The 24,673-nt window shown below is 61.7% G+C and carries 19 protein-coding genes; 7 read left to right on the top strand and 12 right to left on the bottom strand.

The features are described from left to right. Positions 1-145: 145 nt before the first annotated feature. From hydA to PQQ95_RS31260, 5 genes are all read right to left on the bottom strand, one after another. Positions 146-1,597, bottom strand: coding sequence for a dihydropyrimidinase (gene hydA / locus PQQ95_RS31280; protein ID WP_408444794.1), 1,452 nt, complete (start codon positions 1,595-1,597; stop codon positions 146-148). A gap of 75 nt (positions 1,598-1,672) precedes the next feature. Continuing rightward, positions 1,673-3,184, bottom strand: a complete 1,512-nt coding sequence (locus tag PQQ95_RS31275) for an NCS1 family nucleobase:cation symporter-1 (protein ID WP_408444792.1) — start codon at positions 3,182-3,184, stop codon at positions 1,673-1,675. A gap of 114 nt (positions 3,185-3,298) precedes the next feature. Beyond that, positions 3,299-4,633 carry an NAD-dependent dihydropyrimidine dehydrogenase subunit PreA gene (gene preA, locus PQQ95_RS31270; RefSeq protein ID WP_408444789.1) on the bottom strand — a complete coding sequence of 445 codons (1,335 nt, stop codon included), beginning with the start codon at positions 4,631-4,633 and terminating at the stop codon, positions 3,299-3,301. Between the two features lie 68 nt (positions 4,634-4,701). Continuing rightward, the gene (locus tag PQQ95_RS31265) at positions 4,702-6,051 is read right to left on the bottom strand and encodes an NAD(P)-dependent oxidoreductase (RefSeq protein ID WP_408444788.1); all 1,350 of its coding nucleotides are present in this window, start codon (positions 6,049-6,051) and stop codon (positions 4,702-4,704) included. 136 nt (positions 6,052-6,187) lie between these two features. Next, positions 6,188-7,468 (bottom strand): Zn-dependent hydrolase, encoded by a 1,281-nt coding sequence (locus PQQ95_RS31260; protein ID WP_408444785.1) that lies wholly within the window; start codon positions 7,466-7,468, stop codon positions 6,188-6,190. A 302-nt stretch (positions 7,469-7,770) separates the two neighbouring features. Between PQQ95_RS31260 and PQQ95_RS31255 the strand changes: the two genes are divergently transcribed. Beyond that, positions 7,771-8,535 (top strand): TetR/AcrR family transcriptional regulator, encoded by a 765-nt coding sequence (locus PQQ95_RS31255; RefSeq protein ID WP_408444783.1) that lies wholly within the window; start codon positions 7,771-7,773, stop codon positions 8,533-8,535. A 78-nt stretch (positions 8,536-8,613) separates the two neighbouring features. Here the strand turns inward: PQQ95_RS31255 and boxA are convergent, their stop codons facing one another. The 4 genes from boxA to PQQ95_RS31235 form a co-directional block, all read right to left on the bottom strand. After that, positions 8,614-9,858: a benzoyl-CoA 2,3-epoxidase subunit BoxA gene (gene boxA, locus PQQ95_RS31250; protein ID WP_408444780.1), complete on the bottom strand. Its 1,245-nt coding sequence runs from the start codon at positions 9,856-9,858 to the stop codon at positions 8,614-8,616. A 65-nt stretch (positions 9,859-9,923) separates the two neighbouring features. Further along, positions 9,924-11,351, bottom strand: coding sequence for a benzoyl-CoA 2,3-epoxidase subunit BoxB (boxB, locus tag PQQ95_RS31245; protein ID WP_408444778.1), 1,428 nt, complete (start codon positions 11,349-11,351; stop codon positions 9,924-9,926). A 103-nt stretch (positions 11,352-11,454) separates the two neighbouring features. Beyond that, positions 11,455-13,125, bottom strand: a complete 1,671-nt coding sequence (boxC, locus tag PQQ95_RS31240) for a 2,3-epoxybenzoyl-CoA dihydrolase (RefSeq protein ID WP_408444776.1) — start codon at positions 13,123-13,125, stop codon at positions 11,455-11,457. Positions 13,126-13,242: 117 nt separating this feature from the next. Next, positions 13,243-14,235, bottom strand: coding sequence for a helix-turn-helix transcriptional regulator (locus PQQ95_RS31235; RefSeq protein WP_408444773.1), 993 nt, complete (start codon positions 14,233-14,235; stop codon positions 13,243-13,245). A gap of 184 nt (positions 14,236-14,419) precedes the next feature. Between PQQ95_RS31235 and PQQ95_RS31230 the strand changes: the two genes are divergently transcribed. The 4 genes from PQQ95_RS31230 to PQQ95_RS31215 all read left to right on the top strand — a co-directional run bounded on the left by PQQ95_RS31230 (position 14,420) and on the right by PQQ95_RS31215 (position 19,034). Then, positions 14,420-14,899 (top strand): DUF4863 family protein, encoded by a 480-nt coding sequence (locus PQQ95_RS31230; RefSeq protein ID WP_408444771.1) that lies wholly within the window; start codon positions 14,420-14,422, stop codon positions 14,897-14,899. An 8-nt stretch (positions 14,900-14,907) separates the two neighbouring features. Further along, positions 14,908-16,506 carry a 3,4-dehydroadipyl-CoA semialdehyde dehydrogenase gene (locus tag PQQ95_RS31225; protein WP_408444768.1) on the top strand — a complete coding sequence of 533 codons (1,599 nt, stop codon included), beginning with the start codon at positions 14,908-14,910 and terminating at the stop codon, positions 16,504-16,506. A gap of 96 nt (positions 16,507-16,602) precedes the next feature. Further along, entirely contained in the window at positions 16,603-18,195 is a 1,593-nt protein-coding gene (locus PQQ95_RS31220; protein ID WP_408444765.1) for a benzoate-CoA ligase family protein, read from the top strand. Between the two features lie 8 nt (positions 18,196-18,203). After that, the gene (locus tag PQQ95_RS31215; protein ID WP_408444763.1) at positions 18,204-19,034 is read left to right on the top strand and encodes an alpha/beta fold hydrolase; all 831 of its coding nucleotides are present in this window, start codon (positions 18,204-18,206) and stop codon (positions 19,032-19,034) included. Between the two features lie 70 nt (positions 19,035-19,104). On the opposite strand, the gene PQQ95_RS31210 is transcribed toward PQQ95_RS31215, so the two are convergent. The 3 genes from PQQ95_RS31210 to PQQ95_RS31200 all read right to left on the bottom strand — a co-directional run bounded on the left by PQQ95_RS31210 (position 19,105) and on the right by PQQ95_RS31200 (position 23,035). Further along, a complete protein-coding gene (locus PQQ95_RS31210; RefSeq protein ID WP_408444760.1) occupies positions 19,105-20,475 on the bottom strand; it encodes a GntT/GntP/DsdX family permease in 1,371 nt (456 codons plus the stop codon). A gap of 80 nt (positions 20,476-20,555) precedes the next feature. Next, a complete protein-coding gene (locus PQQ95_RS31205; protein ID WP_494471482.1) occupies positions 20,556-21,674 on the bottom strand; it encodes a porin in 1,119 nt (372 codons plus the stop codon). Positions 21,675-21,832: 158 nt separating this feature from the next. Beyond that, positions 21,833-23,035: an aminotransferase class V-fold PLP-dependent enzyme gene (locus PQQ95_RS31200; RefSeq protein ID WP_408444758.1), complete on the bottom strand. Its 1,203-nt coding sequence runs from the start codon at positions 23,033-23,035 to the stop codon at positions 21,833-21,835. A 142-nt stretch (positions 23,036-23,177) separates the two neighbouring features. On the opposite strand from PQQ95_RS31200, the gene PQQ95_RS31195 reads away from it, so the two are divergent. Next, a complete protein-coding gene (locus tag PQQ95_RS31195; protein WP_408444755.1) occupies positions 23,178-24,017 on the top strand; it encodes an IclR family transcriptional regulator in 840 nt (279 codons plus the stop codon). Between the two features lie 91 nt (positions 24,018-24,108). Further along, complete coding sequence (locus tag PQQ95_RS31190) at positions 24,109-24,570, top strand: RidA family protein (RefSeq protein WP_408444753.1); 462 nt, start codon at positions 24,109-24,111, stop codon at positions 24,568-24,570. Positions 24,571-24,673 lie beyond the last annotated feature (103 nt).

Genomic DNA, 24,673 nt, shown 5'->3' with positions numbered 1-24,673 from the left:
AGATCGGCATGCATCGCACCACGGAACGCGCGCCGGGCGCCATCAGGGAAAACGCGGGAGGGGTGTCGCCGTGGCGAATGCACGGCGTTGAAAAACAGACGGCACGGGCGGCACTCCGAGTGCCGCCCGTCAGTTTGAAAGCGGCTTACCGCTCCACCGGATGCGGCTCCTTGCGTTGATTGGCAACCCGGATCGCGTCGAAGTAAGCCGGATTCGGCGGACGCTTCAGATACCGCCCCGCGCCGCGCACTGCCCGCAGCTCGCCATCGGTCCATGCGAGCGCGCCGCGCGTGAGCGTATGCATCGCTACGCCCTGCACCGTCATCCCTTCGAACACGTTGAAGTCGACTTTCTGATGATGCGTCTTCACCGAAATCGTTTTGCTGGCCTTCGGATCCCACACGACGAGGTCAGCATCCGCGCCTACCCGCACCGCGCCTTTACGCGGATAGAGGTTGAAAATCTGCGCCGCATTAGTCGAGGTGATGCGCACGAACTCATTCGGCGTGAGGCGCCCCGAATTCACGCCGTGATGCCAGAGCACCGCCATACGATCTTCCACGCCGCCACAGCCGTTCGGGATCTTCGTAAAGTCCTCGCGGCCCATTGCCTTCTGCGACGCGCAGAACACGCAGTGATCGGTCGCGGTGGTGTGCAACTGACCCGCTTGCAGACCCCGCCACAATGCTTCGCGATGCTCCGCCGAGCGGAACGGCGGGCTCATCACGTGCGCTGCGGCGCGGGTCCAGTCGGGATCGCGATACACCGCCTCATCGATCACCAGATGGCCCGGCAACACTTCACCGAACACCCGAAGGCCTTCGCTGCGGGCGCGCGCAATCGCGTCGACCGCATCTTTCGCGGACACGTGGACGATATACACCGGCACGCCCAGCACCTGTGCAATCCGGATCGCCCGATTGGCGGCCTCGCCCTCCACTTCAGGCGGCCGCGACAAGGGATGCGCCTCCGGTCCCGTAAAGCCCTTCGCAAGCAACTGACGCTGCAGCTGAAACACCAGTTCGCCGTTTTCCGCATGCACGGTAGGCAGCGCGCCGAGTTCGAGCGAGCGCGAGAAGCTGTTCACCAGCACTTCGTCGTCGGCCATGATCGCGTTCTTGTAGGCCATGAAATGCTTGAAACTCGACACGCCGTGTTCGTGCACCAGCGTGCCCATGTCGCGATAGACCGAATCGTCCCACCACGTCACCGCAACGTGAAAGCCATAGTCCGCCGAAGCCTTCTCGGCCCAACCGCGCCACTCGTTGAAGGCCTCCATCAACGGTTGCTTTGGACTTGGAATCACGAAGTCGATGATGCTGGTCGTGCCGCCGGATAGCCCCGCGGCCGTACCGGTGTAGAAATCGTCGCTGGCCGTGGTGCCCATGAACGGCAATTCCATATGCGTATGCGGATCGATACCGCCGGGCATCACATACTGCCCGCCCGCATCGACGATCGTCGCGCCGGCCGGCGCCGCCAGGTCCGCGCCGATCTGCAGGATCGTGCCACCGTCCTGCGGATCGGCGCACAACACGTCCGCACGATACGTGTTCTCCGCGTCGATAATCGTGCCGCCACGAATCAGGGTCGTCATGTTGCCGCCTCCTTATGAACTGCTGGTTTCGGTGCTACGTACTTCATTCGCTTCGTGCGTGGTTCACGGACACCTTCAGGCGCTCGCCACGCGCGCACTCGGTCCTTTGCTCAGCTTCATCCATGCGCTGTATACGATCGACGCCAACGCGAGTCCGACAAACCAGGCATACGTATAGAGCGTGTTGAAAATCGCCGGCACATTCGGGAACGAGGCCGGAAAGGCGGTGTGCAAAAAGCCCGGCAGATTCGGCAGCACGCCGATCACCAGCGCCACCACCGCGCCGATATTCCAGCCGCCGGTATAGCTGTACTCGCCATGCTCGTCGAACAGTTCGCGCGGGTCCAGCCGCGTGCCGCGAATCAAAAAGTAATCGACCATCAGAATGCCAGCCACTGGACCGAGCAATGCCGAATATCCAACCAGCCATGTGAAGATATAGCCCTGCGTGGTGGCGAGAATCTTCCACGGCATCATCACAATGGCGATGGTCGCGGTAATCATGCCGCCGACACGATACGAAATCCCCTTCGGCCAGAGGCTCGAAAAGTCATAAGCCGGCCCGACGAGATTCGCCGCGAGATTGCAGCACATCGTATCCAGCGTGAGGATGATCAACGCAAGGCCGACGCCGATGCCGGTCATGCGGCTCGTCAGATCGATCGGGTCCCAGATCGCCTTGCCGTAGATCACCACGGTCGCCGACGTGACGACGACGGAAATCACCGAAAGCAAGGCCATCGGCACCGGCAAACCAATCGACTGCCCGATGATCTGGTCGCGCTGCGTTCTGGCAAAGCGCGTGAAGTCGGGGATATTCAGCGCGAGCGTCGCCCAGAAACCCACCATCGCCGTGAGGCCGGGCCAGAACGTCACCCAGAACAGGCCCTCCTTCTTGCCGCCCGGCACGAACTGCGACGGCGCCGACAACATCGAGCCGAGACCACCCGCCTTCGAGGTGGCCCACCAGACCAGCGCGATACACATCACCACCTTGATCGGCGCGGACCAGCTCTCGAGCCAGCGAATCGAATCGGTGCCGTGCACGATGAAGTAGATCTGCAGCGCCCAGAACACGAGGAAACACGCGAGCTGCGCGAGCGAGATGTCGAGGAACGGCAACGCCGCGCCGTGCAGCGCGTTGCCGGTCAGAATGTTCAACAGCGTGTAGATCGCACTGCCGCCGAGCCATGTCTGAATGCCGTACCAGCCACACGCGACAATCGCCCGCAGCATCGCCGGCAATTTCGCACCCTGCGTGCCGAAGGAAGAACGCACCAGCACCGCATACGGAATGCCGTGCTTCGCACCCGCGTGACCGATCAGCAGCATCGGCACCAGTACGATGAGATTGCCGAGCAGTACGGTTGCCACCGCCTGCCACGGCGACATGCCCTCTTCCGTCAACCCGGCCGCGAGCATGTACGACGCGATGTTCATCACCATCCCCACCCACAGCGCGGCGAAGTGATACCACCGCCACGTGCGCTGCGCGACGCCGGTCGGCGCAAGGTCGTCGTTGTAAAGACTGCTGCCCTGCGCGCCGGCCGCGAACTGCGGATCGACGGGTTGCGCTGTCTGCTTCATCGAAAGATCTCCACTGATCGTTGAGGCCTGCGCGGCTTCTGCTGGCGCGTCAGGCCTTGAGGGAAAATTACAGGTTCAGTACAAGCGCTTCGTTTGCCATAGGACGCTCACGTTTCAGGCCGCTTTTGCAGCGTGAGCATGCTCATGCCCAGCGGTTTCAATGGCGTCCGACTTCTTGCTTTCTCCGGCATTCACCCGTGCAGGGTTGTTCGGATGCGTGGTCCAGTTCGCGTACTCGCCGCTGTCCACCCGCTCCATCGTGATGCACTGCTCGACCGGACACACATGCATGCACAGATTGCAGCCGACACATTCGGAGTCCATCACTTCAAAATGCCGAACGCCATCTTTTTCTTTCATGATCGCCTGGTGAGCCGTGTCTTCACACGCGATATGGCAGAGGCCGCACTGGATGCACTTGTCTTGATCGATACGCGCCTTGATGTCGTACTTGAGGTTCAGGTATTTCCAGTCGGTGACGTTCGGCACGGCGCGACCGCGAATGTCGTCGAGCGTCGCGTAGCCTTTTTCGTCCATCCAGTTCGAGAGACCATCCGCGAGATCGGAGACGATGCGAAATCCGTAGTGCATCGCCGCCGTGCAGACCTGCACGCTGCCCGCGCCGAGCACCATGAATTCGGCCGCATCGCGCCACGTCGAAATGCCGCCGATGCCGGAGATCGGCAGGTTCGGCGTTTCCACGTCGCGCGCGATTTCGGCCACCATGTTCAACGCGATCGGCTTCACTGCGGGACCGCAATAGCCGCCGTGCGTGCCTTTGCCGTCGACCATCGGTAACGGCGACATCGCGTCGAGGTCTACTGCGACGATCGAATTGATGGTGTTGATCAGCGATACACCGTCCGCGCCGCCTTTATAGGCCGCGCGCGAACCGAGCCGGATGTCACTGATATTCGGCGTGAGTTTGACGAGACACGGCAGCTGCGAGCCTTCCTTGACCCAACGCGTGACCATCTCGATGTACTCGGGCACCTGGCCCACGGCGGCCCCCATGCCGCGCTCGCTCATGCCATGCGGGCAGCCGAAATTCAGTTCGACCGCATCGGCGCCGGTGTCTTCGACGAGCGGCAAAATCCACTTCCAGTCGCGTTCGTTGCACGGCACCATCAGCGAGACGATCATCGCGCGGTCCGGCCAGTCGCGTTTGACCTGGGCGATTTCCTTCAGATTGACGTCGAGCGGTCGGTCGGTGATCAACTCGATGTTGTTGAGGCCCGCGATACGCTGGCCATTCCATTGCACCGCGCCATAGCGCGAGCTGACGTTCACGACATGCGGGTCGAGGCCCAGCGTCTTCCACACGACTCCGCCCCAACCCGCCTCAAACGCGCGGTTCACGTTATAGGCTTTGTCGGTCGGCGGCGCGGAGGCGAGCCAGAAAGGATTCGGCGACGTGATGCCGGCAATCGTACAGCGCAGATCGGCCATGTTCGGCTCCTTGGGGACTGCTGTTTTATCTTGGTGTAATGCGTTAGCTCACGCGGCTTTATGTAGTCTTAAGCGGCTTTAACTACTGTGCGGGCGAACTGGGCGTCAATCGCGGCGGCGGCGATCTTGCCGTCCTGGACCGCTTGTACCGTCAGATCGATTCCGCCTGTCGCCGCGCAGTCGCCACCCGCCCACACGCCTGGCAGCGAGGTTTGTCCGTTTGCATCGACCGCGATACGGCTGCCGTCCAGCGTCAGCAGTTCGCGCTCGATGCCGACAGGCACCAGCGTCTGCCCGATGGCCTTGAGCACCATATCGGCTTCGACCACGAAGCGCTCCTGATTGCCGTCGCTCGACGTGCGTTCGAATTCGACGCCTGTGACCACCCCGTCTTCTCCGATCAAACGCATCGGTGTTGCGTGCGTGACGAGCGTGACGCCGTTGGTCTGCGCGAAATCGCGCTCGGCCCACGTCGCGCTCATCGACTCGACGCCGCGCCGATACACCATCGTGACCGACGTTGCCCCGAGCTTGCGGCTTTGCACGGCGGCATCCACTGCCGTATTGCCGCCACCGATCACGACAACTCGCCGGCCCACCGGCACCGTGCCTAAGTCACTCGCGGTGCGCACCTGTTCGATGAAATCCACTGCGTTCATCACGCCGCTCAGGTCCTCGCCTTCCATCGCCAACGCGCGCACGCCCGCGAGGCCGATCGCGAGGAACACCGCATCATGCTGTTTGCGCAGCGTGTCGAGATCCACGTCGCGTCCTAGCGCTACGCCGTGTTTGATCTCGATGCCGCCGATCGAGCACAGCCACGCCACTTCACGCTGCGCAAAATCGTCGACGGTTTTGTAGGCAGCGATGCCGTATTCGTTCAAACCACTCGCCTTCTCATGGGCGTCGTAGATCGTCACGTGATGGCCGGCCAATGCAAGCCGATGCGCGCACGCAAGTCCGGCTGGTCCTGCACCCACCATCGCGACATGGCGGCCCGTTTCGGCCGCGCGCTTGAACAACGCCTCGCCGCGCGCCATCGCCCAATCCGTCGCATGACGTTGCAGCGCACCGATGGCCACCGGCTTCGCATCCTGATGGTTACGCACGCAAGCCCCCTCGCACAGAATCTCGGTGGGGCAAACGCGCGCGCACATACCACCCAGCGGATTCGCCGAGAGAATATCGACGGCCGCGCCCTTCAGATTGCCGTTGCTGATCTTGCGGATGAAACTGGGAATGTCGATCTGCGTCGGACACGCATTCACACACGGCGCGTCGTAACAGTAATGACAGCGGCTTGCCGCGGCGGCCGCGGCACTCGCGTCGAGCAATGGCGCAATGTCGGAAAACTCGCACGAGAGTTGATCGGCCGATAGGCGTTGAGCCGCAATATCGCCGGTTTGCTTGATGGCCATACACGTTCCTTCTTCGATGTGAGGACGTAGCCTGTCCTGCCGGCTGCGCTGAAGCGGAGCCGGGACGGCTTGTTTTATGGGCACTACGGTGAGGCTAAAGAATCAACTACAACCCCAACCTGCTACCGTCAAAGCGTTATGAAACCGGCTCGCACGCTCGTCCGAGCATGGCATGCAACAAGACGTTCGCGCCCGCTTCGATCCATTCGAAGGTGGCGTCCTCGATCTCGTTGTGACTGATCCCGTCGACGCACGGCACGAACACCATCGAAGTCGGCGCGACTTGCGACAGATAGCAGGCATCGTGTCCCGCACCGGACACCATGTTGCGATGCGGATAGCCGAAGCGTTCGGCCGCGGCGCGTACCGACTTCACGCAGGCTTCGTCGAAAGCGACGGGCGCGTAGTAAAAGATCTGCTCAAGTTCGGTTTCCAGACCGATGGTCTCCGTGATTTTCGCTACGCCCTCGCGTAACGCGGCGTCCATCTTCGCGAGTACCGCGTCATCCGGATGACGGAAGTCGACGGTGAAGAACACGCGTCCGGGAATCACATTGCGTGAGTTCGGATAGACCTGCATCATGCCGACCGTCGCGCAGCCGAACGGCGCGTTGTCCAGCCCGACGCGATTGACGAGATCGACCACGCGTGCGGCGCCCAGCAATGCATCGCGACGGCGCGGCATCGGCGTCGGACCCGCATGCGCCTCCTGCCCCGTCAGCGTGATTTCGTACCAGCGCTGACCTTGCGCATCAGTCACCACGCCGATGGTTTTCTGCTCCGCTTCGAGAATCGGCCCTTGTTCGATGTGCAATTCGAATGCGGCATGCAAGGGACGGCCGCCGCAAGGCAGGTCACCCGCATAGCCAATGCGTTTGAGTTCCTCGCCGATGGTCTTACCGTCCACGTCCTTGCGCGAAAGGCCGTAGTCCAATGTGAAGACGCCGGCGAACACACCCGAGGCGACCATGGCGGGCGCAAAGCGCGAGCCCTCCTCGTTGGTCCAGATCACCACTTCAACCGGATGCTCGGTCTCGATGCCGTGATCGTTCAGACTGCGGATCACTTCGAGTCCGCCGAGCACGCCGTAGATGCCGTCGAAACGGCCGCCGGTCGGCTGCGAGTCCGCATGCGAACCCGTCATGACCGGCAACGCATCGGGGTTGCGCCCGGCGCGGCGCATGAACACATTGCCCATCTGATCGACACTGACCGTGCAACCCGCTTCCTTCGCCCAACTGACGATCAGGTCGCGCCCCTGTTTGTCGAGGTCGGTCAGCGCCAGCCGGCAGACGCCGCCTTTGGGCGTCGCGCCGATCTTCGCCATCGTCATCAGGCTATCCCACAGCCGCTTGCCGTCGACCTTGATCGACGTAGCGGGTTCTGCGTGCTTCAGCGCTTCGGATACCGCGTTCATTCGTCTCGCTCCTTTCGGTGAACCGACATGAAACTGGTGCAAGGGCGGCGGCTTTTGGGGCGTAGCCGCACGGCGGCGGTGCACGCTCGATGCCTTCGATCGCCTCTTATACAGAGGGCAAACCCCAGGGCATCTCCCGCTCTCTCAATCCTGTCCAGTTGGACAGGTTGTAGACGATTAAGCCCGCCAAATCAATACCTTTCGTACGGTGGAAAACATAGCGAGAAGCGTGCCATTGCACTGCAGCACGCATTTTTCGACGGCCTCGAATGCGCGTGTCCATCCGCGCTCAAACGACTAGAATGAAGCGCGACGCGGCACACATGCCGACGAAGGCCAACATGAGAGACGACAACGTGGCTGCCGACATCACGGAAAACGACGAGACACAGGACGAAACTCGCGCACCTTTGCGGCGGCGCAAGGCGCACATTCGCGAGTCGAATGAAGCGCATTTATTGGCATGCGCCGAAGCGGTTTTCGCGGAGCGAGGACTCGACGGAACCAGCACGGCCATGATCGCGGAACGCGCAGGCTTACCGAAAGCCAACCTGCATTACTACTTCCCGACAAAACTCGCGTTGTACCGGCGTGTGCTCGAAGACCTGTTCGAAGACTGGTACCGCGCGGCGGATACGTTCGAATGCAGCGACGATCCGGTCGAAGCGATCGGCGGATATGTACGCGCGAAAATGGAGTTGTCGCGCCGCCGGCCATTGGGCTCGAAGGTGTGGGCGAGCGAGATCATTCACGGCGCGGAGCATATGGAGGACATACTCACGGGGCGTGTGAAGCCGTGGCTGGACAGCAGGGTGAAGGTGATCGACGACTGGATCGCACGCGGGCTGCTGGCGCCGGTGAATGCGCAAACGCTGATGTACATGATCTGGGCGACCACCCAGCATTACGCCGACTTCGACGCGCAGATTCGCGCGCTTAAAGGCAAACGCGCGCTGACGCAGAAGGCGTTTGAGGCGACGACGGAGGAAGTCGTGCAGTTGGTGATTCGGGCGTGCGGGGCGGTGTCGCCGATGCAGCACGAAGACGGTGCGGACCCATCGAGATAAAAAAGCCCGGCTGCGTTTTTTTGAAGCAGCCGGACCTTCATACCGTTGAGTGATGGCTCTCTCTCGAGGCCTGGCGGCTCAATACGTCTCCAGATGCAGCCGCCCTTCCCGCTTCAACTTCATCCATAACGCGTCCCAATCGAGTTGATGCTGTTCGCCGATTTCCTTAAGCGCCTGCAGCACACCGTCTTCCATCCCCTTCAACCCACAGACGTAGATATGCGTGTTGTCGTCCTTGAGCATCTGCGCGACGTCGACTGCGCGTTCACGCATCGCGTCCTGCACGTAGCGCCTGGGTTGACCCGGTGTACGCGAGAACGCCAGGTTCGTGTCGATAAAATCCTTGGGCAGATTTGTCAGCGGCCCGAAATACGGCAACTCTTCTTTCGTACGCGCACCGAAGAACAGCATCAGCTTGCCGGTCGCGCCCTTCAGACGACGCCGACGGCGGTACTCGGTCATTGCGCGCATCGGCGCTGAGCCAGTACCCGTGCAAATCATCAGCAGATGCGAGTTCGGATGATTCGGCATCAGGAACGTTCCGCCGAACGGGCCGATCACGCTGACCACGTCGCCCTTCTTCAGATCGCACAGATAATTCGAGCAGACCCCGTCGAGTGCGTCGCCGTGCTGCTGGGAAACCCGCTTCACGGTGAGAGAAACGTTGTTATAGCCGGGCCGTTCGCCATCGCGTGGACTCGCAATGGAATACTGCCGCGCGTGATGCGTCCGGCCATCCGGAGTCGCGCCCGGCGGCAGAATGCCGATCGACTGCCCCTCCAGCACCGGGAACGGCATCGAACCGAAATCGAGCACGATGTGATGGATGTCGCTCTCGGTTGAGCCGTCGGTCAGCCGATAGTTGCCGACCACCGTCGCGGTAGTCGGCGTCTTGTGCGTATACAGATTCACGTACGGTTTCGCCGCGGACCACGGCGGGACGACCGACCCACGCACGGTATCCACTTCAATACCGCTTGCGTCCGCCGGTGTATCGCCCGACGAACCGGCCGCGACCGATTCCTCTTCCGCAGCCGGCACGGCCATCGTATTCTGCTCAGGCAACACGTCCCACTTGAACTGCTCGTCGATGGAATACGCATCGGCTTTCAGCACGGTGCGCCAGTTATCGATCGCGCCGGTCGGACACGGCGGCACGCACGCCATGCAGCCGTTGCAGACATCCGCCTTGACCACATAATTGTTTTCGTCGTGCGTGATCGCATCGATCGGGCAAGTCTCTTCGCAGGTATTGCAGCGAATGCAGATTTCCGGATCGATCAGATGCTGCCTGAGAACTTCGATCGATACTGGGCCGTTCATGACTTCCTCCACCAGATATTCGTGCGAATACAACGCCGCACGCCGCGCGTTTTCAATCGCCGTGCTCAGTTAAAGCGCACGTATTCGAAATCGATCGGCTGACGGTTCACGCCCATTGCGGGCGGCGCAATCCAGTTCGCGAACTTGCCTGGCTCCACGACGCGGCCCATCAGCGACGCGACATACGCGCGGTCTTCCGGCGTGGCGAGCCACTTCGCTTCGTTCGCAGCCCATTCGGTCTCGCTGATCACGCGACCATCCGGCGAAACACGCGTCCCCGCAAACGTGCCGATCTGCCGGTTGAACGCTTTATGCGGCACTGTCATGCGGAAATCGATGCCGGCCTTCTCGAGCACCTTGTTCCAGCGACCGACGCCCGCCACCGAATCTTTAATGTAGTCGTCGCGCAGCACTTCATTCATGGCGTTGAGCATCGGCACTTCACGTTCGACCAGTTTGCCGTCCTGCACGTCGAGCAGTTTGTAACTTTGACCGTTCAGTTGATGATCGTCGTCGCGCTTGTTCTCTTCATAGCGGCCCTTGAGACCCGAACTATAGAACGTTGCCGCATTCGAGGAATGATCGGCGCCGAACAGGTCGATCGTCACCGAGTAGTGGAAGTTCAGATAACGCTGGATAGTCGGCAGATCGATCACGCCGCCCGCGCGAATCTTCGCGACGTCGTCCGTACCCAGTTCGTTCATCACTTGCGCGGTGCGCTGGATCACGCGCGACACACCCGATTCACCCACGAACATGTGATGCGCTTCTTCGGTCAACATGAACTTCGTGGTACGCGCCAGCGGATCGAAACCCGACTCGGCGAGCGCCGACAACTGGAATTTCCCGTCACGGTCGGTGAAGTACGTGAACATATAAAACGCCAGCCAGTCCGGCGTTTTCTCGTTGAAGGCGCCGAGAATCCGCGGATTGTCTTCGTCGCCGGAACGGCGGCCGAGCAATGCTTCGGCTTCCTCTCGACCGTCACGGCCGAAGTAGCGATGCAGCAGATACACCATCGCCCAGAGGTGGCGCCCTTCTTCCACGTTCACCTGGAACAGGTTACGCAGGTCGTACATCGACGGCGCGGTCAAACCCAGATGCCGTTGCTGCTCGACCGAAGCCGGCTCCGTATCGCCTTGCGTCACGATAATACGGCGCAGATTCGCGCGATGCTCGCCGGGCACGTCCTGCCACGCAGCCTCGCCCTTATGCTCGCCGAAATGAATCTTGCGGTCCTGCTCGCCGGGCGTGAGGAAAATACCCCAGCGATAGTCCGGCATCTTCACGTGATCGAAATGCGCCCACCCGCCGGCGTCGACGCTCACTGCCGTGCGCAGATACACGTCATAGCCGTGCGAGCCTTCCGGGCCCATATCGCCCCACCACGACAGAAAATTCGGCTGCCATTGTTCGAGCGCGCGTTGCAAGGCGCGGTCGTCGGCGAGATTGACGTTATTCGGAATCTTTTCGCTGTAATTGATCGTAGACATGGTCGGTTCCCGGTCGGAAGCTGCAGTGCTTGAGTATGAGAGGCGCGTATCAGGCAGACGGCGTTGCTTGCAGTGGCGTCGCGTCGGAGGGGTCAGACAAGGGTCAAACGCGCGAGACGTCGAATTGCGCCTTGCTGCCCTTGCCGTACACCTTGAGCGCGCCCTTCTCGCCCACTGCGTTCGGCCGGTTGAAGATCCAGTTCTGCCATGCGGTGAGACGCCCGAAAATTCGCGTCTCCATCGTTTCCGGGCCGTTGAAGCGCAGATTGGCTTCCAGTCCGGTCAATGCATCCGGCGACATGGCCGCACGTTCTTCGAGCGCGATGCGGATTTCGTCGGCCCAATCGATATCGTCGGGCGACGCGGTCACGAGACCCAGACGTTCGGCTTCAACGGGCTTGATTGCCTGGCCGATCTTCGAGCGCACGGCGTCGAGCGGTTCCGCCTCTTCATAGAAGCGGCGAGCGAGGCGCGATTGATGCGTAACCATCGGATAGAGACCGAAGTTGACTTCCGATAGCGTGATCGCCGGTTCTTCGTCTTCGTTGCTCGGGAGTGCCGCCATATAGCTGCGGTCGCAGGCAAACGCGAGTTCCGCGAAGGTGCCCGCAAAGCACGAGCCCGGCTCGATCAATGCGAACAGCGAACGCGACGACACGTCGATACGCGCCAGTGTGCGGCGCAAGAGGCCGATGGTCTCGCGCACGAACCAATGGTCCTTGTGCTGCATCAGCGTGGCGTCGGCGGCGAGCAGGTTACGCGCGTCGCCTTCGGTCTTGAAGACCCAGGTGCCGACCTCGAGCTCGTTGGTGCGCATCGACAGAATTGCGTCGTCGAGTTCGCGGGCGAACTGCAGCGGCCACCAGTTCGTGCCGGCGGCGACGATCGCCTCGATCGCCGTGGGTTGTCCGGCGTGCGGCGCTTTCGCCGTGAAAGTGGCAATGCGCTTCGCACGATCGATCGTGACGTCGAGCGTTTTATAAGTCAGGCCGTCTTCGCGATCGGTGCGTTCGATACGCGTAAGCATCACGCCTTGCGCGTCCGACGGGCGACCGCTTTGTTCGGCGAGTTCGAGCGCGCGCGCCTGGATCGTCTGATCGAACTGATTCGGCTTTACGACTTCATCCACGAGACGCCACGCTTTCGCCCGTTCGCCGCGAATACCTTCGACCACCGTACAGAAGATGTCCGCACGATCGTGACGCACCTTGCGTTTATCGGTGACGCGCGTCAAGCCGCCCGTGCCGGGCAGCACGCCCAGCAACGGCACTTCCGGCAGCGATACGGACGACGAACGGTCATCCACCAGATAGATTTCGTCGCAAGCGAGCGCGAGTTCGTAACCACCACCGGCGCACGCACCGTTCACGGCGGCAAGAAACTTCAGACCTGAATGACGCGACGAGTCTTCCAGACCATTGCGCGTTTCATTGGTGAACTTGCAGAAATTGACCTTCCACGCATGCGTGGACAGGCCCAGCATGAAGATGTTTGCGCCCGAACAGAACACGCGGTCCTTCAGGCTCGTCAGCACCACCGTTTTGACTTCAGGATGCTCGAAGCGGATGCGCTGTATCGCGTCGTGCAGTTCGATGTCGACGCCGAGGTCGTATGAATTCAGCTTCAGCTTGTAGCCGTCACGGATCCCGCCGTCCTCAGCGATGTCGATGCCGAGGGTCGCGACGGGTCCGTTGAAACTCAGCTTCCAATGCTTGTACTGCGAGGGATCGGTGCGGTAGTCAACCGGCGCGATGGCGGTTTCTGCTGTGGACATGGGGCGTCTCCTGACTGGACGATGCAAAACTTGTTTTTTGAACAATAGTGCATCGCCATTCCCATGTAAAGCACTTTAATGCATGTTTGCTAGTAAACCCTGGACTCGCACTGCATTTCAGCGCACTCCTGCGTCATCCGGCGATTCTGCTGCGAGCCTTGCTGCAAGCCGGTCACGCAGCTGCAAGTAGGCGTCGGCCAAGGTTTTCTCGCTGGTGTCGAAGGTCATATCGGCACGGCCGTAGAGTTCGCTACGCCCCGCCAGGATGCGCTTGAGGTCGTCCATCGCCTCCTTGTTTCCGGACATCGGCCGCAGGTCGCCTTGCGCGACGACGCGGCGCATATGTTCTTCCGGCGTGGCTTGCAGCCACACCGTGAAGCAGTGCGACAGCAGCGCGTTAAAGGTGCCCGATTCCGACACCAGTCCGCCAGGCGAGGCGATCACGGCGCGCTCGTGTTCCTGAATCACGGCTTCGAGCGCACGGTGTTCATAGCGCCGATAAGCGCTCGCACCATAGAGGGAATGAATCTCCGACGGCGGGCAGCCGGCGAGTTGCTCGATCACGCGCGTGAGTTCGACGAACGGCACTTTGCGCTCCTGCGCCAGCATCCGTCCAAAGGTCGACTTGCCGGCTCCGCGCAGGCCGATCAACGCGATCCGGTCCTTGCGATGCGGGTCGCGTGGCGCTTGCGCGAACATCTCGGCAAGCGCCACGCGGGCGCGCTGCAGCGCCGCCTGATCGCGCCCTTGCAGCAGTTCGCGAATCAGCAGCCATTCGGCGGAAGCGGTGGTTTCGTCGCCGATCACTTCGGCCAGCGGGCAATTCAACGTCGCCGCGATCTGCCGCAGCACCAGCACGGACGCGTTACCCACGCCCGACTCCAGATTCGCCAGATGACGCTCCGACAAGCCGGTTTCGGTCGCCAGCGTCTTGCGCGTGATGCCGCGGCGCGCACGCAGCAGGCGCACGCGCTCGCCCATCGCGGTCAGAAAAGGATCGCGTTCCTCGCGCTCCGCCCCACGCTCAGCCCCGATGTCGGCCCGGCCCGCGCGGCTTGCATCCTCATCGGCCGGATCATCCAGCGGCGCGGGAGAGTAATTCTGGTTCATGTTTAACTGCCTCTTGAATACGTTACATGTACTATAGTGCTTGACAGGCGCAGGGTGAACGGTTAATTTTCGCCAAATATTGATCCAATAACAAACGCTGTCGAGGTTTTTCGGCAGCGTCACGGAAACAGCGCGGCAACACGCATGAATTAAGGTGCGTGCGCGTGCTGATCTGGAGGCTCGCATGTCCCCACACGACTTCCAACGCCTGATTGCGGGCGTGACCGGGCAACTCGCCGGCCGGCCGCTCGACGGCGCGCTGGCCACGTGGCTCAACGACACGTATCCCGCGGACGGCGCGGCCTTCCGCGAGTTGGCCGATGCCTGCCGCACCGGCGTGGCCGAAGGCTGGCTGTGCAACCGCGAAGGCGGTGGCATTCGCTATGGCCGCATCTTCAAGGCGTTGCCGGAGACCCACGGCTTTTCCGTCGACGTGGTCGATATGAAAGATATTGCCGGCCCGCATCACGTTCACCCAAACGGCGAAATCGATCTGATCATGCCGCTCACCGAAGGCGCCACGTTCGACGGTCATCCCGCCGGCTGGTGCGTATACGGCGCCGGTAGCGCGCACCGCCCGACTGTTGCGAACGGGCAGGCGCTGGTGCTGTATCTGCTGCCGCAAGGCGCGATCGAATTCACCGCAACTTCACCTTCCGCCTGAGACTCGCCATGACCGAATTATTGAAAAACTACGTTGCCGGCCAGTGGGTCGCGGGCGGCGGCGAAGGCATGACGCTAACCGACCCGATCACCGGCGAGGCGCTCGTACGCGTGTCGAGTCAGGGCCTGGATCTCAAGCGTGCATTGGGTTTTGCCCGGGAGGAAGGCGGTGCTGCCTTGCGTGCGCTGACCTATGCGCAGCGCGCCGCCCGGCTCGCCGAGATCGTCAAACTGCTGCAGACGAAGCGCGACGACTACTATGCGATCGCGACTGCAAACTCGGGCACCACGCGCAATGATTCGGCAGTCGACATTGACGGCGGCCTATTCACGCTGTCGTATTACGCGAAACTCGGTGCCTCGCTCGGCGACGTGCATGCCCTGCGCGACGGCAACGTCGTATCGTTGAGCAAAGACCAATCGTTCAGCGTGCAGCATGTGCTCACGCCAACGCGCGGTATCGCGCTCTTCATCAACGCGTTCAATTTCCCCTCGTGGGGCTTGTGGGAAAAAGCCGCGCCCGCTTTGCTATCCGGCGTGCCGGTCATCATCAAGCCCGCCACGGCGACGGCATGGCTCACACAACGCATGGTTGCCGATGTGGTCGACGCAGGCATTCTGCCGCCCGGCGCGTTGTCCGTCATCTGCGGCGGTTCCGCGGGTCTGCTCGATCAGATTCAGGCATTCGACGTGGTGTCGTTCACCGGCTCCGCGGAAACCGCCGCAATACTGCGCGCGCATCCGGCTTTCGTCGAACATGGCGCACGGCTGAATGTCGAAGCCGACAGCCTCAATAGCGCAATTCTCTGTGCCGACGCGACACCGGATACGCCGGCCTTTGAACTGTTCATCAAGGAGGTGGTGCGCGAAATGACCGTGAAGTCCGGTCAGAAATGCACGGCGATCCGGCGCGCGTTCGTGCCTGAGGCCTCGCTCGAAGCGGTGCTCGATGCACTCAAAGCAAAGCTCGCAAAAATCACCATCGGCAATCCGCGCAACGACACCGTGCGGATGGGTTCGCTCGTGAGCCGTGAGCAATACGAAAACGTACTGGCCGGCATCGCCGCGTTGCGCGAGGAAGCGGTGCTCGCATACGACGGCTCGTCCGCAGCGCTTATCGATGCGGACGCGACAATTGCGGCTTGCGTCGCGCCGCATTTATTCGTGGTCAATGATCCTGATCGCGCAACGCTGCTGCACGACGTCGAAGTGTTTGGACCGGTGGCAACCGTGGCGCCCTATCGCGTCACCAGCGCAGCAAATGGCGGCCTTCCCGAAGCGCACGCCGTCGCCCTCGCGCGGCGCGGCCAGGGCTCGCTCGTCGCCTCGATCTATTCGAACGACGACGCGCACCTCGGCACGCTCGCACTGGAACTCGCCGATTCGCACGGGCGCGTCCATGCGATCTCCCCTTCCGTCCAGCAGAGTCAAACCGGCCACGGCAACGTGATGCCGATGTCGCTGCATGGTGGACCGGGCCGCGCGGGAGGGGGCGAAGAACTCGGCGGGCTACGTGCATTGGGTTTCTATCACAGGCGCTCGGCCGTTCAGGCATCGAGTGCTGCAATCGATACATTGACGCACGCCACGCATTTGCCCGCAGCGTAGTGGCACGAGACAGGCCTCAGACAATCAGACAGTAAGCATCGAGCGGATCAAGAGCACATAAGCGCCGGACCGCCCCCCACCCGATGGAGGAGACATATGGAAGCCCTGCTGGAAACGGCGGCGAGTCGGCCCGCCCCGACTGTCGAACCGCCGCCCGCGGTATTCAATTTCGCGGCCTACCTGTTCCGGCTGAATGAAGCCCGCGCCGCCAAAACCGCCTATATCGACGACGTCGGCACGACGACTTACGGCGAACTCGAAGAGCGGGCCCGGCGCTTCGCAAGCGCATTGCGCACACTCGGCGTGCACCCGGAAGAACGCGTGCTGCTGGTGATGCTCGATACCATCGAACTGCCGGTCGCCTTTCTCGGTGCGCTCTATGCGGGCGTCGTGCCGGTCGTCGCGAACACGCTGCTCACCGCAGCCGATTACGTCTACATGCTGACGCACAGCCACGCGCGCGCCGTGATCGCATCCGGCGCAGTGCTGCCGAATGTCACGCAGGCGATGGATGCCGCCGAACACGACGGTTGTCAGTTGATCGTCTCGCAGCCGCCTGAGGGCATCCCTTTGACGGCGCCGTTGCTTAAAGATCTGATCGACGCCGCCACGCCGGCCATCAAGGCGCCCACGACCGGCTGCGACGATATCGCGTTCTGGCTTTATTCGTCCGGCTCGACGGGCAAACCGAAAGGCACCGTCCATACGCACGCAAATCTGTACTGGACCGCCGAGTTGTATGCGAAGCCGATTCTTGGCATCGTCGAAAGCGATGTGGTTTTCTCCGCGGCCAAGCTATTCTTTGCGTATGGTCTGGGTAATGGGTTGACGTTCCCGCTTTCGGTTGGCGCTACGGCTGTACTCATGGCCGAGCGCCCCACCGCCGACGCGATTTTCACGCGCCTCGTCCGGCATCGCCCGACCATTTTCTACGGCGTGCCGACGCTCTACGCGAGCATGCTCGTCTCACCCAACCTGCCTGCGCGCGCCGATGTCGCGATGCGCGTGTGCACGTCGGCCGGCGAAGCCCTGCCGCGCGAGATTGGCGAGCGCTTCAATGCGCACTTCGGCTGCGACATTCTCGACGGGATCGGCTCGACTGAAATGCTGCATATCTTCCTGTCGAATCGCGCGGGTGAAGTTGAATACGGCACCACGGGCCGCCCCGTTCCCGGCTATGAAGTCGAACTACGCGACGAAGCGGGACATGCGGTGCCCGACGACGAAGTCGGCGATCTGTATATCAAGGGGCCGAGTGCGGCGCTCATGTACTGGAGCAATCGCGAGAAGTCGCGCGCGACGTTCCTCGGCGAGTGGATTCGCAGCGGCGATAAATACTGCCGGTTGCCGAATGGCTGCTATGTGTATGCGGGCCGCAGCGACGACATGCTGAAAGTGAGCGGTCAGTATGTTTCCCCCGTCGAAGTGGAAATGGTTCTGGTGCAACACGACGCGGTGCTGGAAGCGGCCGTGGTTGGCGTCGATCACGGCGGCCTCGTCAAGACCCGCGCGTTCGTGGTGTTGAAGCGTGAATTCGCGCCGTCTGAGATACTCGCGGATGAATTGAAGGCTTTCGTCAAGGGACGGCTCGCGCCGCACAAGTATCCGCGCGATATCCTGTTCGTCGACGATTTGCCAAAAACCGCTACCGGCAAGATTCAACGCTTCAAACTGCGCGAGCAGTCGTAAGGTGATCCATGCAGAACCCCGCAACCGCAACCGTTGTTAGCGAATTCGCAGAAGTGCCCGCTACGGCCTCGCATGGGCCGTTGCGCATCGAATATCGTTGGGTGAATGAAACTGCGGGAAATGCGCCGATCGCCGTCTTCCTGCATGAAGGACTCGGTTCGATTGCAATGTGGCGCGACTGGCCGCGAGTCTTGTGCGAACGCCTCGGCATGCGTGGCCTCGTCTATTCCCGGCCCGGCTATGGACTGTCCACACCGCGTGAGCATGACGTCAAATGGCCGGTCGATTTCATGACCGCGCAAGCGCGCGATATCCTGCCCGCTTTGCTCGATGCGCTCGATATCGGCATGCACGAGCGCAAGCGCATGTGGCTGATCGGCCATAGCGACGGCGGTTCGATCACGCTGCTCTATGCGGCGTTGCATCCGGATGAGTTGGCGGGTGCGGTAGCCATCGCACCGCATGTATTCGTCGAAGACGTTTCTGTGGAAAGCATTGCGCAGACCAAGAAGCTGTACGAAACCACCGATCTACGCAGCAAGCTAGCCCGCTATCACGCCGACGTCGATTCCGCGTTTTATGGCTGGAACGACATCTGGTTGAATCCCGCGTTCCGGGAATGGCGCATCGTCGATGAACTAGCTGCCATCAACCAACCTTTACTCGCGGTACAAGGCCACGACGATAACTACGGCACCATGGCGCAGATCGATGCGATCGGCGAGCGCGTGCCACATACGCAATTGGTCAAACTCGACGCGTGTGGACACTCGCCGCATCGCGATGCACCGGATGCGCTGAATGACGCGATTGCGGCTTTTGTCTCGCTACATCGTTGAACACCATCAGCAAGGCAACGCGGAATCGCGGCGCGCCATAAAGACACGCCGCGCCCCCACTTCTCCCCGCTCAAATCACGGTGGAAAGCCCCAACGTCAGCACCAGCGCGGTCACTGAAATAATCGTTTCGCAAACGGTCCACGTCTTGAAGGTTTGCGGCACCGTCATGCCGAAGTACTCCTTCACCAGCCAGAAACCGCCGTCGTTCACGTGCGACAGAATCAACGATCCCGCACCGGTGGCCAGCACCAGCAACTCGGGCCGCACGCCGCCCACCGTGCCCGCCGCCGCTGCCGCGATCGGTGCAATGATGCCGGCCGCCGTCGCCATTGCGACCGTCGCCGAACCGGTCGCCACGCGAATCAACGCCGCCACTAGCCAGGCGAGAATCAACAGTGGCACGTGTGCGCCCGTCGCGACATCGACAATCGCCTTCGAGGCGCCGCTGTCGATCAGGATGCGTCCGAAGCCCGCGCCGGCCCCCACCACGAGCGTGATACTCGCCGTCGGCGCAAGACACTCGTTGGTGAACTTGAGGATCTGTTCACGGTTGAAGCCGCGCGATTTGCCGAACGTGTAGAAGCTCAACAGCACGGCCAGCAGCAAAGCCATGTCCGGGTGACCGATCAAACGCAGTGCGTTGTTCAGCGAGGACTTGGCCGGCGCGATCGCATCGGCCCAGCTGCCGACCAGCATCAACAATACCGGCAACAGCACCGTCAACAACGTGATGCCGAAGCCCGGCAGTGCCTGCTGCGAGCGCTGCGCGTCCTGCTCGATGAACTGCTGCGCCATCGGATTGACACCGTCCAACACCACAAAGCGCGCGATCAGCCTGGAAAACAGCGGACCCGCAATCGCGGCGGTCGGAATGCCCACGATCAACGCGTAGAAAATCGTGTGACCGATATCCGCGTTGTACGCGGTGACCGCGAGCAGCGCAGCCGGGTGCGGCGGAATCAGGCCGTGCACGACGGACAAACCCGCCACCATCGGAATGCCGACGCGAATCATCGACGTACCGGTCCGCTGAGCGACGTTGAACGCGATCGGAATCAGCAGCACGAAACCGACTTCAAAGAACACCGGCAAGCCGACGAGGAAAGCGATGCACATCATCGCCCAATGCACGTTCTTCGGCCCGAACAGGCTGATCAGCGTACGCGCGATACGTTCCGCACCGCCCGACTCGGCCATCATCTTGCCGAGCATCGTACCGAGACCGACCACGATGGCGATGTGGCCGAGCGTGCCGCCCACACCAGTTTCGAACGACTTGAGAATCGACGTCGCCGGCATGCCGACGGCCAGCGCCAATGCCACCGACACCATCATCAACGTGATGAACGGATTCATCTTGAAGCGCGCGATCAGCACGACCAGCGCGATGATGGCAATCAATGCATAGACGAGTAACAGACTTCCTTGAACGGTCGCCATAGGTGCTCCTGAAGAGAAAGAGCCGCGCCGCGGCTTCCGTTAAGCGGAATGTTGTATGCGCAGCGACGCGGGTGGCGTACTTAGAACTTGTGGCGGATGCCCGCGACGGTCACGAACTGGCCGTTGTTGCTCGACGGATTCGAAATGCCTTCGACCCATGCGTGCGAACCCGATGCGCGTTGGTAGATGCCGTTCAGGTAGAGATCCGTGGTCTTCGACAGGAAGTACTCGCCGCCCACACTCAACTGGTTGTAATGAGCATTGGTGGCCGTGGTGCCGCTGGTGTTCTGCGTCGTGTAGATGTAGCCGAGTGCGAGCAGCGTGGCCGGCGTGAGCTGATACTTCAGGCTGGCCTCATAGTTGGCGAAACGCAGGCTACCGCCGCTGAGCAACTGGAATTGCGAGTTCGTGTACAGCAGCGCGACTGTCGCCGGGCCGAATACGTAAGCGCCGCCCGCGCCCCACACCTGGTTGCGCTTCACCCCGCTGATGATCGACGAACTGGTGCCGTAGTAGTTGTCCGACGGCGCTGCGCCCGCGGTGTTGGTAGCCGGCTGATTGACCAGCGAGTAAGCCGCATCGAGATGCAGCGGACCGTTCACGTAATCGGCGCCGACACTCCATGCGCGGTTGTTGGCGAACTCGCCTGCGGTGTTCGAAAACGCGTACATCGCATTCGCGGTGAACCCGGCATACGTCGGCGTGGTGTATTTGATCGCGTTATCGGTGCGGTACGTGTTGTTGATATCGTCGTTGTCGTAGATTGCGTTGCCGTACTGGCTCATTGCGCCGACGCCATTGATCTGCATGTTCGACAGATAGTCCTGCACGCTGTTGTACTGACGGCCGAGCGTGATCGTGCCCGCCGTATTGTTCGAGAGCGCGACCCAGGCGCTACGGCCGAATATGCGACCGCCCTGACCGGATGCACCCGTCTCCATGCTGAAGCCGTTTTCGAGCCTGAACAAGACCTTGTTGCCGCCGCCCAGATCTTCGCTGCCGAGCAGGCCCCAGCGCGAGCCCTGCACATTGCCCTGCGTCGCCTGATAGGCCTTCTCACCCTTCTGGTTATTGGTGAAGGTAAAGCCGGCATCGACAATGCCGTACAGCGTCACGCTGCTTTGCGCATGGGCGGCCTGCGCGGCGAGTCCGGCAGCAGCGAACGCGATAGCCGTACGAAGAATCTGCTTGTGCATCATGGTTTCCTCAAGTCGAAAGAAAAACGACCGCCGGTCACACGATGATGTTCCGGCGATATCAGTAGTACTAAGTTGGCAAGTCAAAACCGCACCGGATCGGCGTCCGGTGCTGCGGTCAAACAACGGTCATCGATAAATCGATGTGGGCCGGGAGAAAATCAATCCGGCCAATTACGCCGCGCGGCAATACGGCGCGCGTCACGCTGATAAAACGGCGTGACAACAGGTTCGGGCGACTGCCGTGCGCGTTCGAGTTCGGCAGTAAGACGCGCCAGTACGATCTGTTCTTCGCCCGGATGCAGATTGCACGGGTCGAGGAAAAAGAAATGCAGTTCCGCTTCATGATCGCGCACGATCACCGGCGCTTCGCCTTCAGGCGGCCGCGCAAGCGCGTCGGCAAGATCCCACGCAGTGATTCGTGCCTGCGCGGGATCAATATGCAGTTTCAGACGGTCGAGCGGATTGCCGGTCGGGTCTGCGTCGATCTCCGCCCGGATACCGTCGCAGCGATTCAAGGCTTCACGCCACAGCGTCAGGTAGCCGAGTTCGCGGGCGCGAACCGCAGCATGGTCGCGCCGCTGCCATTGTTCGAGCGCGGCGATCGCACCCACAATGCCTTCCTTGCCCACTTTCATGCCGCGGCCAATGCCGCCGTTCTGGAAATACGCGGCACGTACCAGCGCTTTCTTACCCGCGACAATGCCGGCGGTCAGGCCGCCAAGAAATTTATGCGCCGAATAGAGCGCGAGATCGGCACCGGCGTCGATGAATCGTTTGAGGTCGTATTCGGAAGCCGCATCGACAATCACGGGCACGCCTTTCGCGTGCGCGACCGCAATAAATTCTTCGAGTGGGATCATGCCGAATTGCACCGTATGATGCGAAACGACGTAAAGCGCCGCGGCCGTACGTTCGGTGATCGCGGTATTCAACTGGTAGCCGTGCGCTTCGGTCGACGCGCCCACCTGCACGACGCGCGCGCCGGACAGACGGATCGCCTGGTCCACCGGTGCGCCATAATTGACGAGGTGGCCGGTTTGAATCACGACTTCGTTGCGCTGCAGGCCGGCCGTATCGGGCAGCCGTTCGATCAGGCCGCGGTCGTCGCCTGTCATGGTGGCGGCAATGCAAAGCGTGATCGCCGCCGAGCACGACGCGGTGATATACCCGGCTTCGCTGCCGCACGCCGCGGCAATCGTCGCCGAGGCGCTGCGTTGCAGATCGTCGATCTCGACGAATTGCGGCAACACTTGCGCCACCGCGTCGATTACCGGCGCGCTAACAATGGACGCGCCAAGACTCGTCATCGTGCCTGAGGCATTGATGACGGGGCGTAAGCCAAAGCGAGAGCGAATGTCCATGAAGCGCCTCCGACCGGGTATTTCTTAATTATGGAATATATGTTGTAATTGAGGATCAGTCTAGCATACAATCACCCTGCGTCAACTGGACAAAAACATCTCGCGTCAGAGGAGCATGATGGCTCGCACGTCCCGACCTTCCGTGTCCGAAGCAGTACCCGCGGCGCCTTCAACCGGCGCCGAAGCACACGCTGAAACCGCCGCGCCGCGCACGCGCACCAGCGCGATCGAGCGCGCCGTGCAGATTCTCGACGCGCTCCAGCAGGCGAACCGTCCTGCTACCGCGTATGAAGTCGCGCGCATGGTCGGCGCGCCGCTGTCCACCGTGTATTCGATCATCAACGATCTGGTCGAGAAGAATCTGTTGGCGCGTCGCATGGACGGCACGATCTGGCTCGGCTCGCGTCTGTATGGTTACGGTTTGACGTACGCCAGTTCGCTCGACTACCTCGCGGTCGCGCATGAGGAAATGCAGCGGCTCTCCGCCGAAGTCGAAGAAACCGTGCAGGTCTGCGGACTCGAAGACGGCATGATGGTCGTTCAGCAAATGGCCGAAGGGCCGGGGCATTTTCGGGTGACCTCGCGAGTGGGCAGCCGCGTGCCGCTCAACTGGACCGCGTCCGGACGCTTGCTCGTCGGCCACCTGCCGGATGCCGAGCGGGTCGCGTTTTTCGCGCAACATGCGCAAAGCTCGCCGACCGGCCGCGCGGAAACCCGGCCGCAAGTACTCGCCCAGCTTGCCCGCGAAGCGCTGGAAGCGCGGCTGTCGATTCAGATCGGCGAATCGGATGCCTCCGTGGCGTGTCTTGCTGCGCCCGTGCTCGATAACACCGGCGCGTGCGTCTTCACGATTTCGATCGTGATGCCCGAAGCGAAAGCCGAGCTCGGCACCGAACGTTTCGCCCACGCTGTGCAGGCGGTGGCCGCCCGTATCGAAGCGCGCCTCGGCTGGCGGCATCGCGAGCAGGAACCGGCGGCGTAATGCCGCCCTCAGCTCCAGGCACGAAGCCCTAAGTCCCAACCCGCGCGCAACGCTGACTCCTTAAAGACCGCTCACCATCACTTCCTTATCGATGAACTGCTACGACCGGCTGCACACGCGCGGCCTCAAGCTCCCGCAAGTGCCGACGCCGATCGGCAATTTCACGCACTGCACGCGCGAGGGCAATCTGCTGTTTCTATCCGGCCAGGGTCCGCTGGACGAAACCGGCTCGCTGATGACCGGCAAGGTCGGTGCCACCGTCAGTGCGGACGAAGCGTATCGGCACGCGCAGATGGTCGGCCTGAATCTGCTCGCCGTGCTGCATAACGAACTCGGCGATTTGCGGCGCGTGAAGCAGGTCGTCAAGCTATTGGGCATGGTCAACGCCGCGCCGGATTTCACCGAGCATCCACGCGTGATCAACGGTTGCTCGGATCTGTTCGTCGATGTATTCGGCGATGCCGGCCGGCACTCGCGCTCGGCAGTCGGCGTCGGCTCCCTGCCGGGCAATATCACGGTCGAGATCGAGGCGATCGTCGCAATCCAGGATTGAGGACTGCGGGCCGGCCGCACCCTCACCCTCACCCTCACCCTCACCCTCACCCTCACCCTCACCAATACTCACCCTCTCTTCACAAAACTTACACGGGTCAACG

The sequence above is a fragment of the Paraburkholderia caffeinilytica genome, assembly GCF_046030355.1.
In the GTDB taxonomy this organism is placed as follows: Bacteria; Pseudomonadota; Gammaproteobacteria; order Burkholderiales; family Burkholderiaceae; genus Paraburkholderia; species Paraburkholderia caffeinilytica_B.
The sequence above is the reverse complement of the archived record's forward strand: the minus strand, read 5'-3'. Positions and strand labels throughout refer to the sequence as shown.

What these genes read in the sequence shown, in the direction of transcription:
- hydA (WP_408444794.1), bottom strand. Translation starts at nt 1,597, where the DNA reads ATGACGACCCTGATTCGTGGCGGCACGATTATCGACGCGGAGAACACG.
- PQQ95_RS31275 (WP_408444792.1), bottom strand. Translation starts at nt 3,184, where the DNA reads ATGAAGCAGACAGCGCAACCCGTCGATCCGCAGTTCGCGGCCGGCGCG.
- preA (WP_408444789.1), bottom strand. Translation starts at nt 4,633, where the DNA reads ATGGCCGATCTGCGCTGTACGATTGCCGGCATCACGTCGCCGAATCCT.
- PQQ95_RS31265 (WP_408444788.1), bottom strand. Translation starts at nt 6,051, where the DNA reads ATGGCCATCAAGCAAACCGGCGATATTGCGGCTCAACGCCTATCGGCC.
- PQQ95_RS31260 (WP_408444785.1), bottom strand. Translation starts at nt 7,468, where the DNA reads ATGAACGCGGTATCCGAAGCGCTGAAGCACGCAGAACCCGCTACGTCG.
- PQQ95_RS31255 (WP_408444783.1), top strand. Translation starts at nt 7,771, where the DNA reads ATGAAGCGCGACGCGGCACACATGCCGACGAAGGCCAACATGAGAGAC.
- boxA (WP_408444780.1), bottom strand. Translation starts at nt 9,858, where the DNA reads ATGAACGGCCCAGTATCGATCGAAGTTCTCAGGCAGCATCTGATCGAT.
- boxB (WP_408444778.1), bottom strand. Translation starts at nt 11,351, where the DNA reads ATGTCTACGATCAATTACAGCGAAAAGATTCCGAATAACGTCAATCTC.
- boxC (WP_408444776.1), bottom strand. Translation starts at nt 13,125, where the DNA reads ATGTCCACAGCAGAAACCGCCATCGCGCCGGTTGACTACCGCACCGAT.
- PQQ95_RS31235 (WP_408444773.1), bottom strand. Translation starts at nt 14,235, where the DNA reads ATGAACCAGAATTACTCTCCCGCGCCGCTGGATGATCCGGCCGATGAG.
- PQQ95_RS31230 (WP_408444771.1), top strand. Translation starts at nt 14,420, where the DNA reads ATGTCCCCACACGACTTCCAACGCCTGATTGCGGGCGTGACCGGGCAA.
- PQQ95_RS31225 (WP_408444768.1), top strand. Translation starts at nt 14,908, where the DNA reads ATGACCGAATTATTGAAAAACTACGTTGCCGGCCAGTGGGTCGCGGGC.
- PQQ95_RS31220 (WP_408444765.1), top strand. Translation starts at nt 16,603, where the DNA reads ATGGAAGCCCTGCTGGAAACGGCGGCGAGTCGGCCCGCCCCGACTGTC.
- PQQ95_RS31215 (WP_408444763.1), top strand. Translation starts at nt 18,204, where the DNA reads ATGCAGAACCCCGCAACCGCAACCGTTGTTAGCGAATTCGCAGAAGTG.
- PQQ95_RS31210 (WP_408444760.1), bottom strand. Translation starts at nt 20,475, where the DNA reads ATGGCGACCGTTCAAGGAAGTCTGTTACTCGTCTATGCATTGATTGCC.
- PQQ95_RS31205 (WP_494471482.1), bottom strand. Translation starts at nt 21,674, where the DNA reads ATGATGCACAAGCAGATTCTTCGTACGGCTATCGCGTTCGCTGCTGCC.
- PQQ95_RS31200 (WP_408444758.1), bottom strand. Translation starts at nt 23,035, where the DNA reads ATGGACATTCGCTCTCGCTTTGGCTTACGCCCCGTCATCAATGCCTCA.
- PQQ95_RS31190 (WP_408444753.1), top strand. Translation starts at nt 24,109, where the DNA reads ATGAACTGCTACGACCGGCTGCACACGCGCGGCCTCAAGCTCCCGCAA.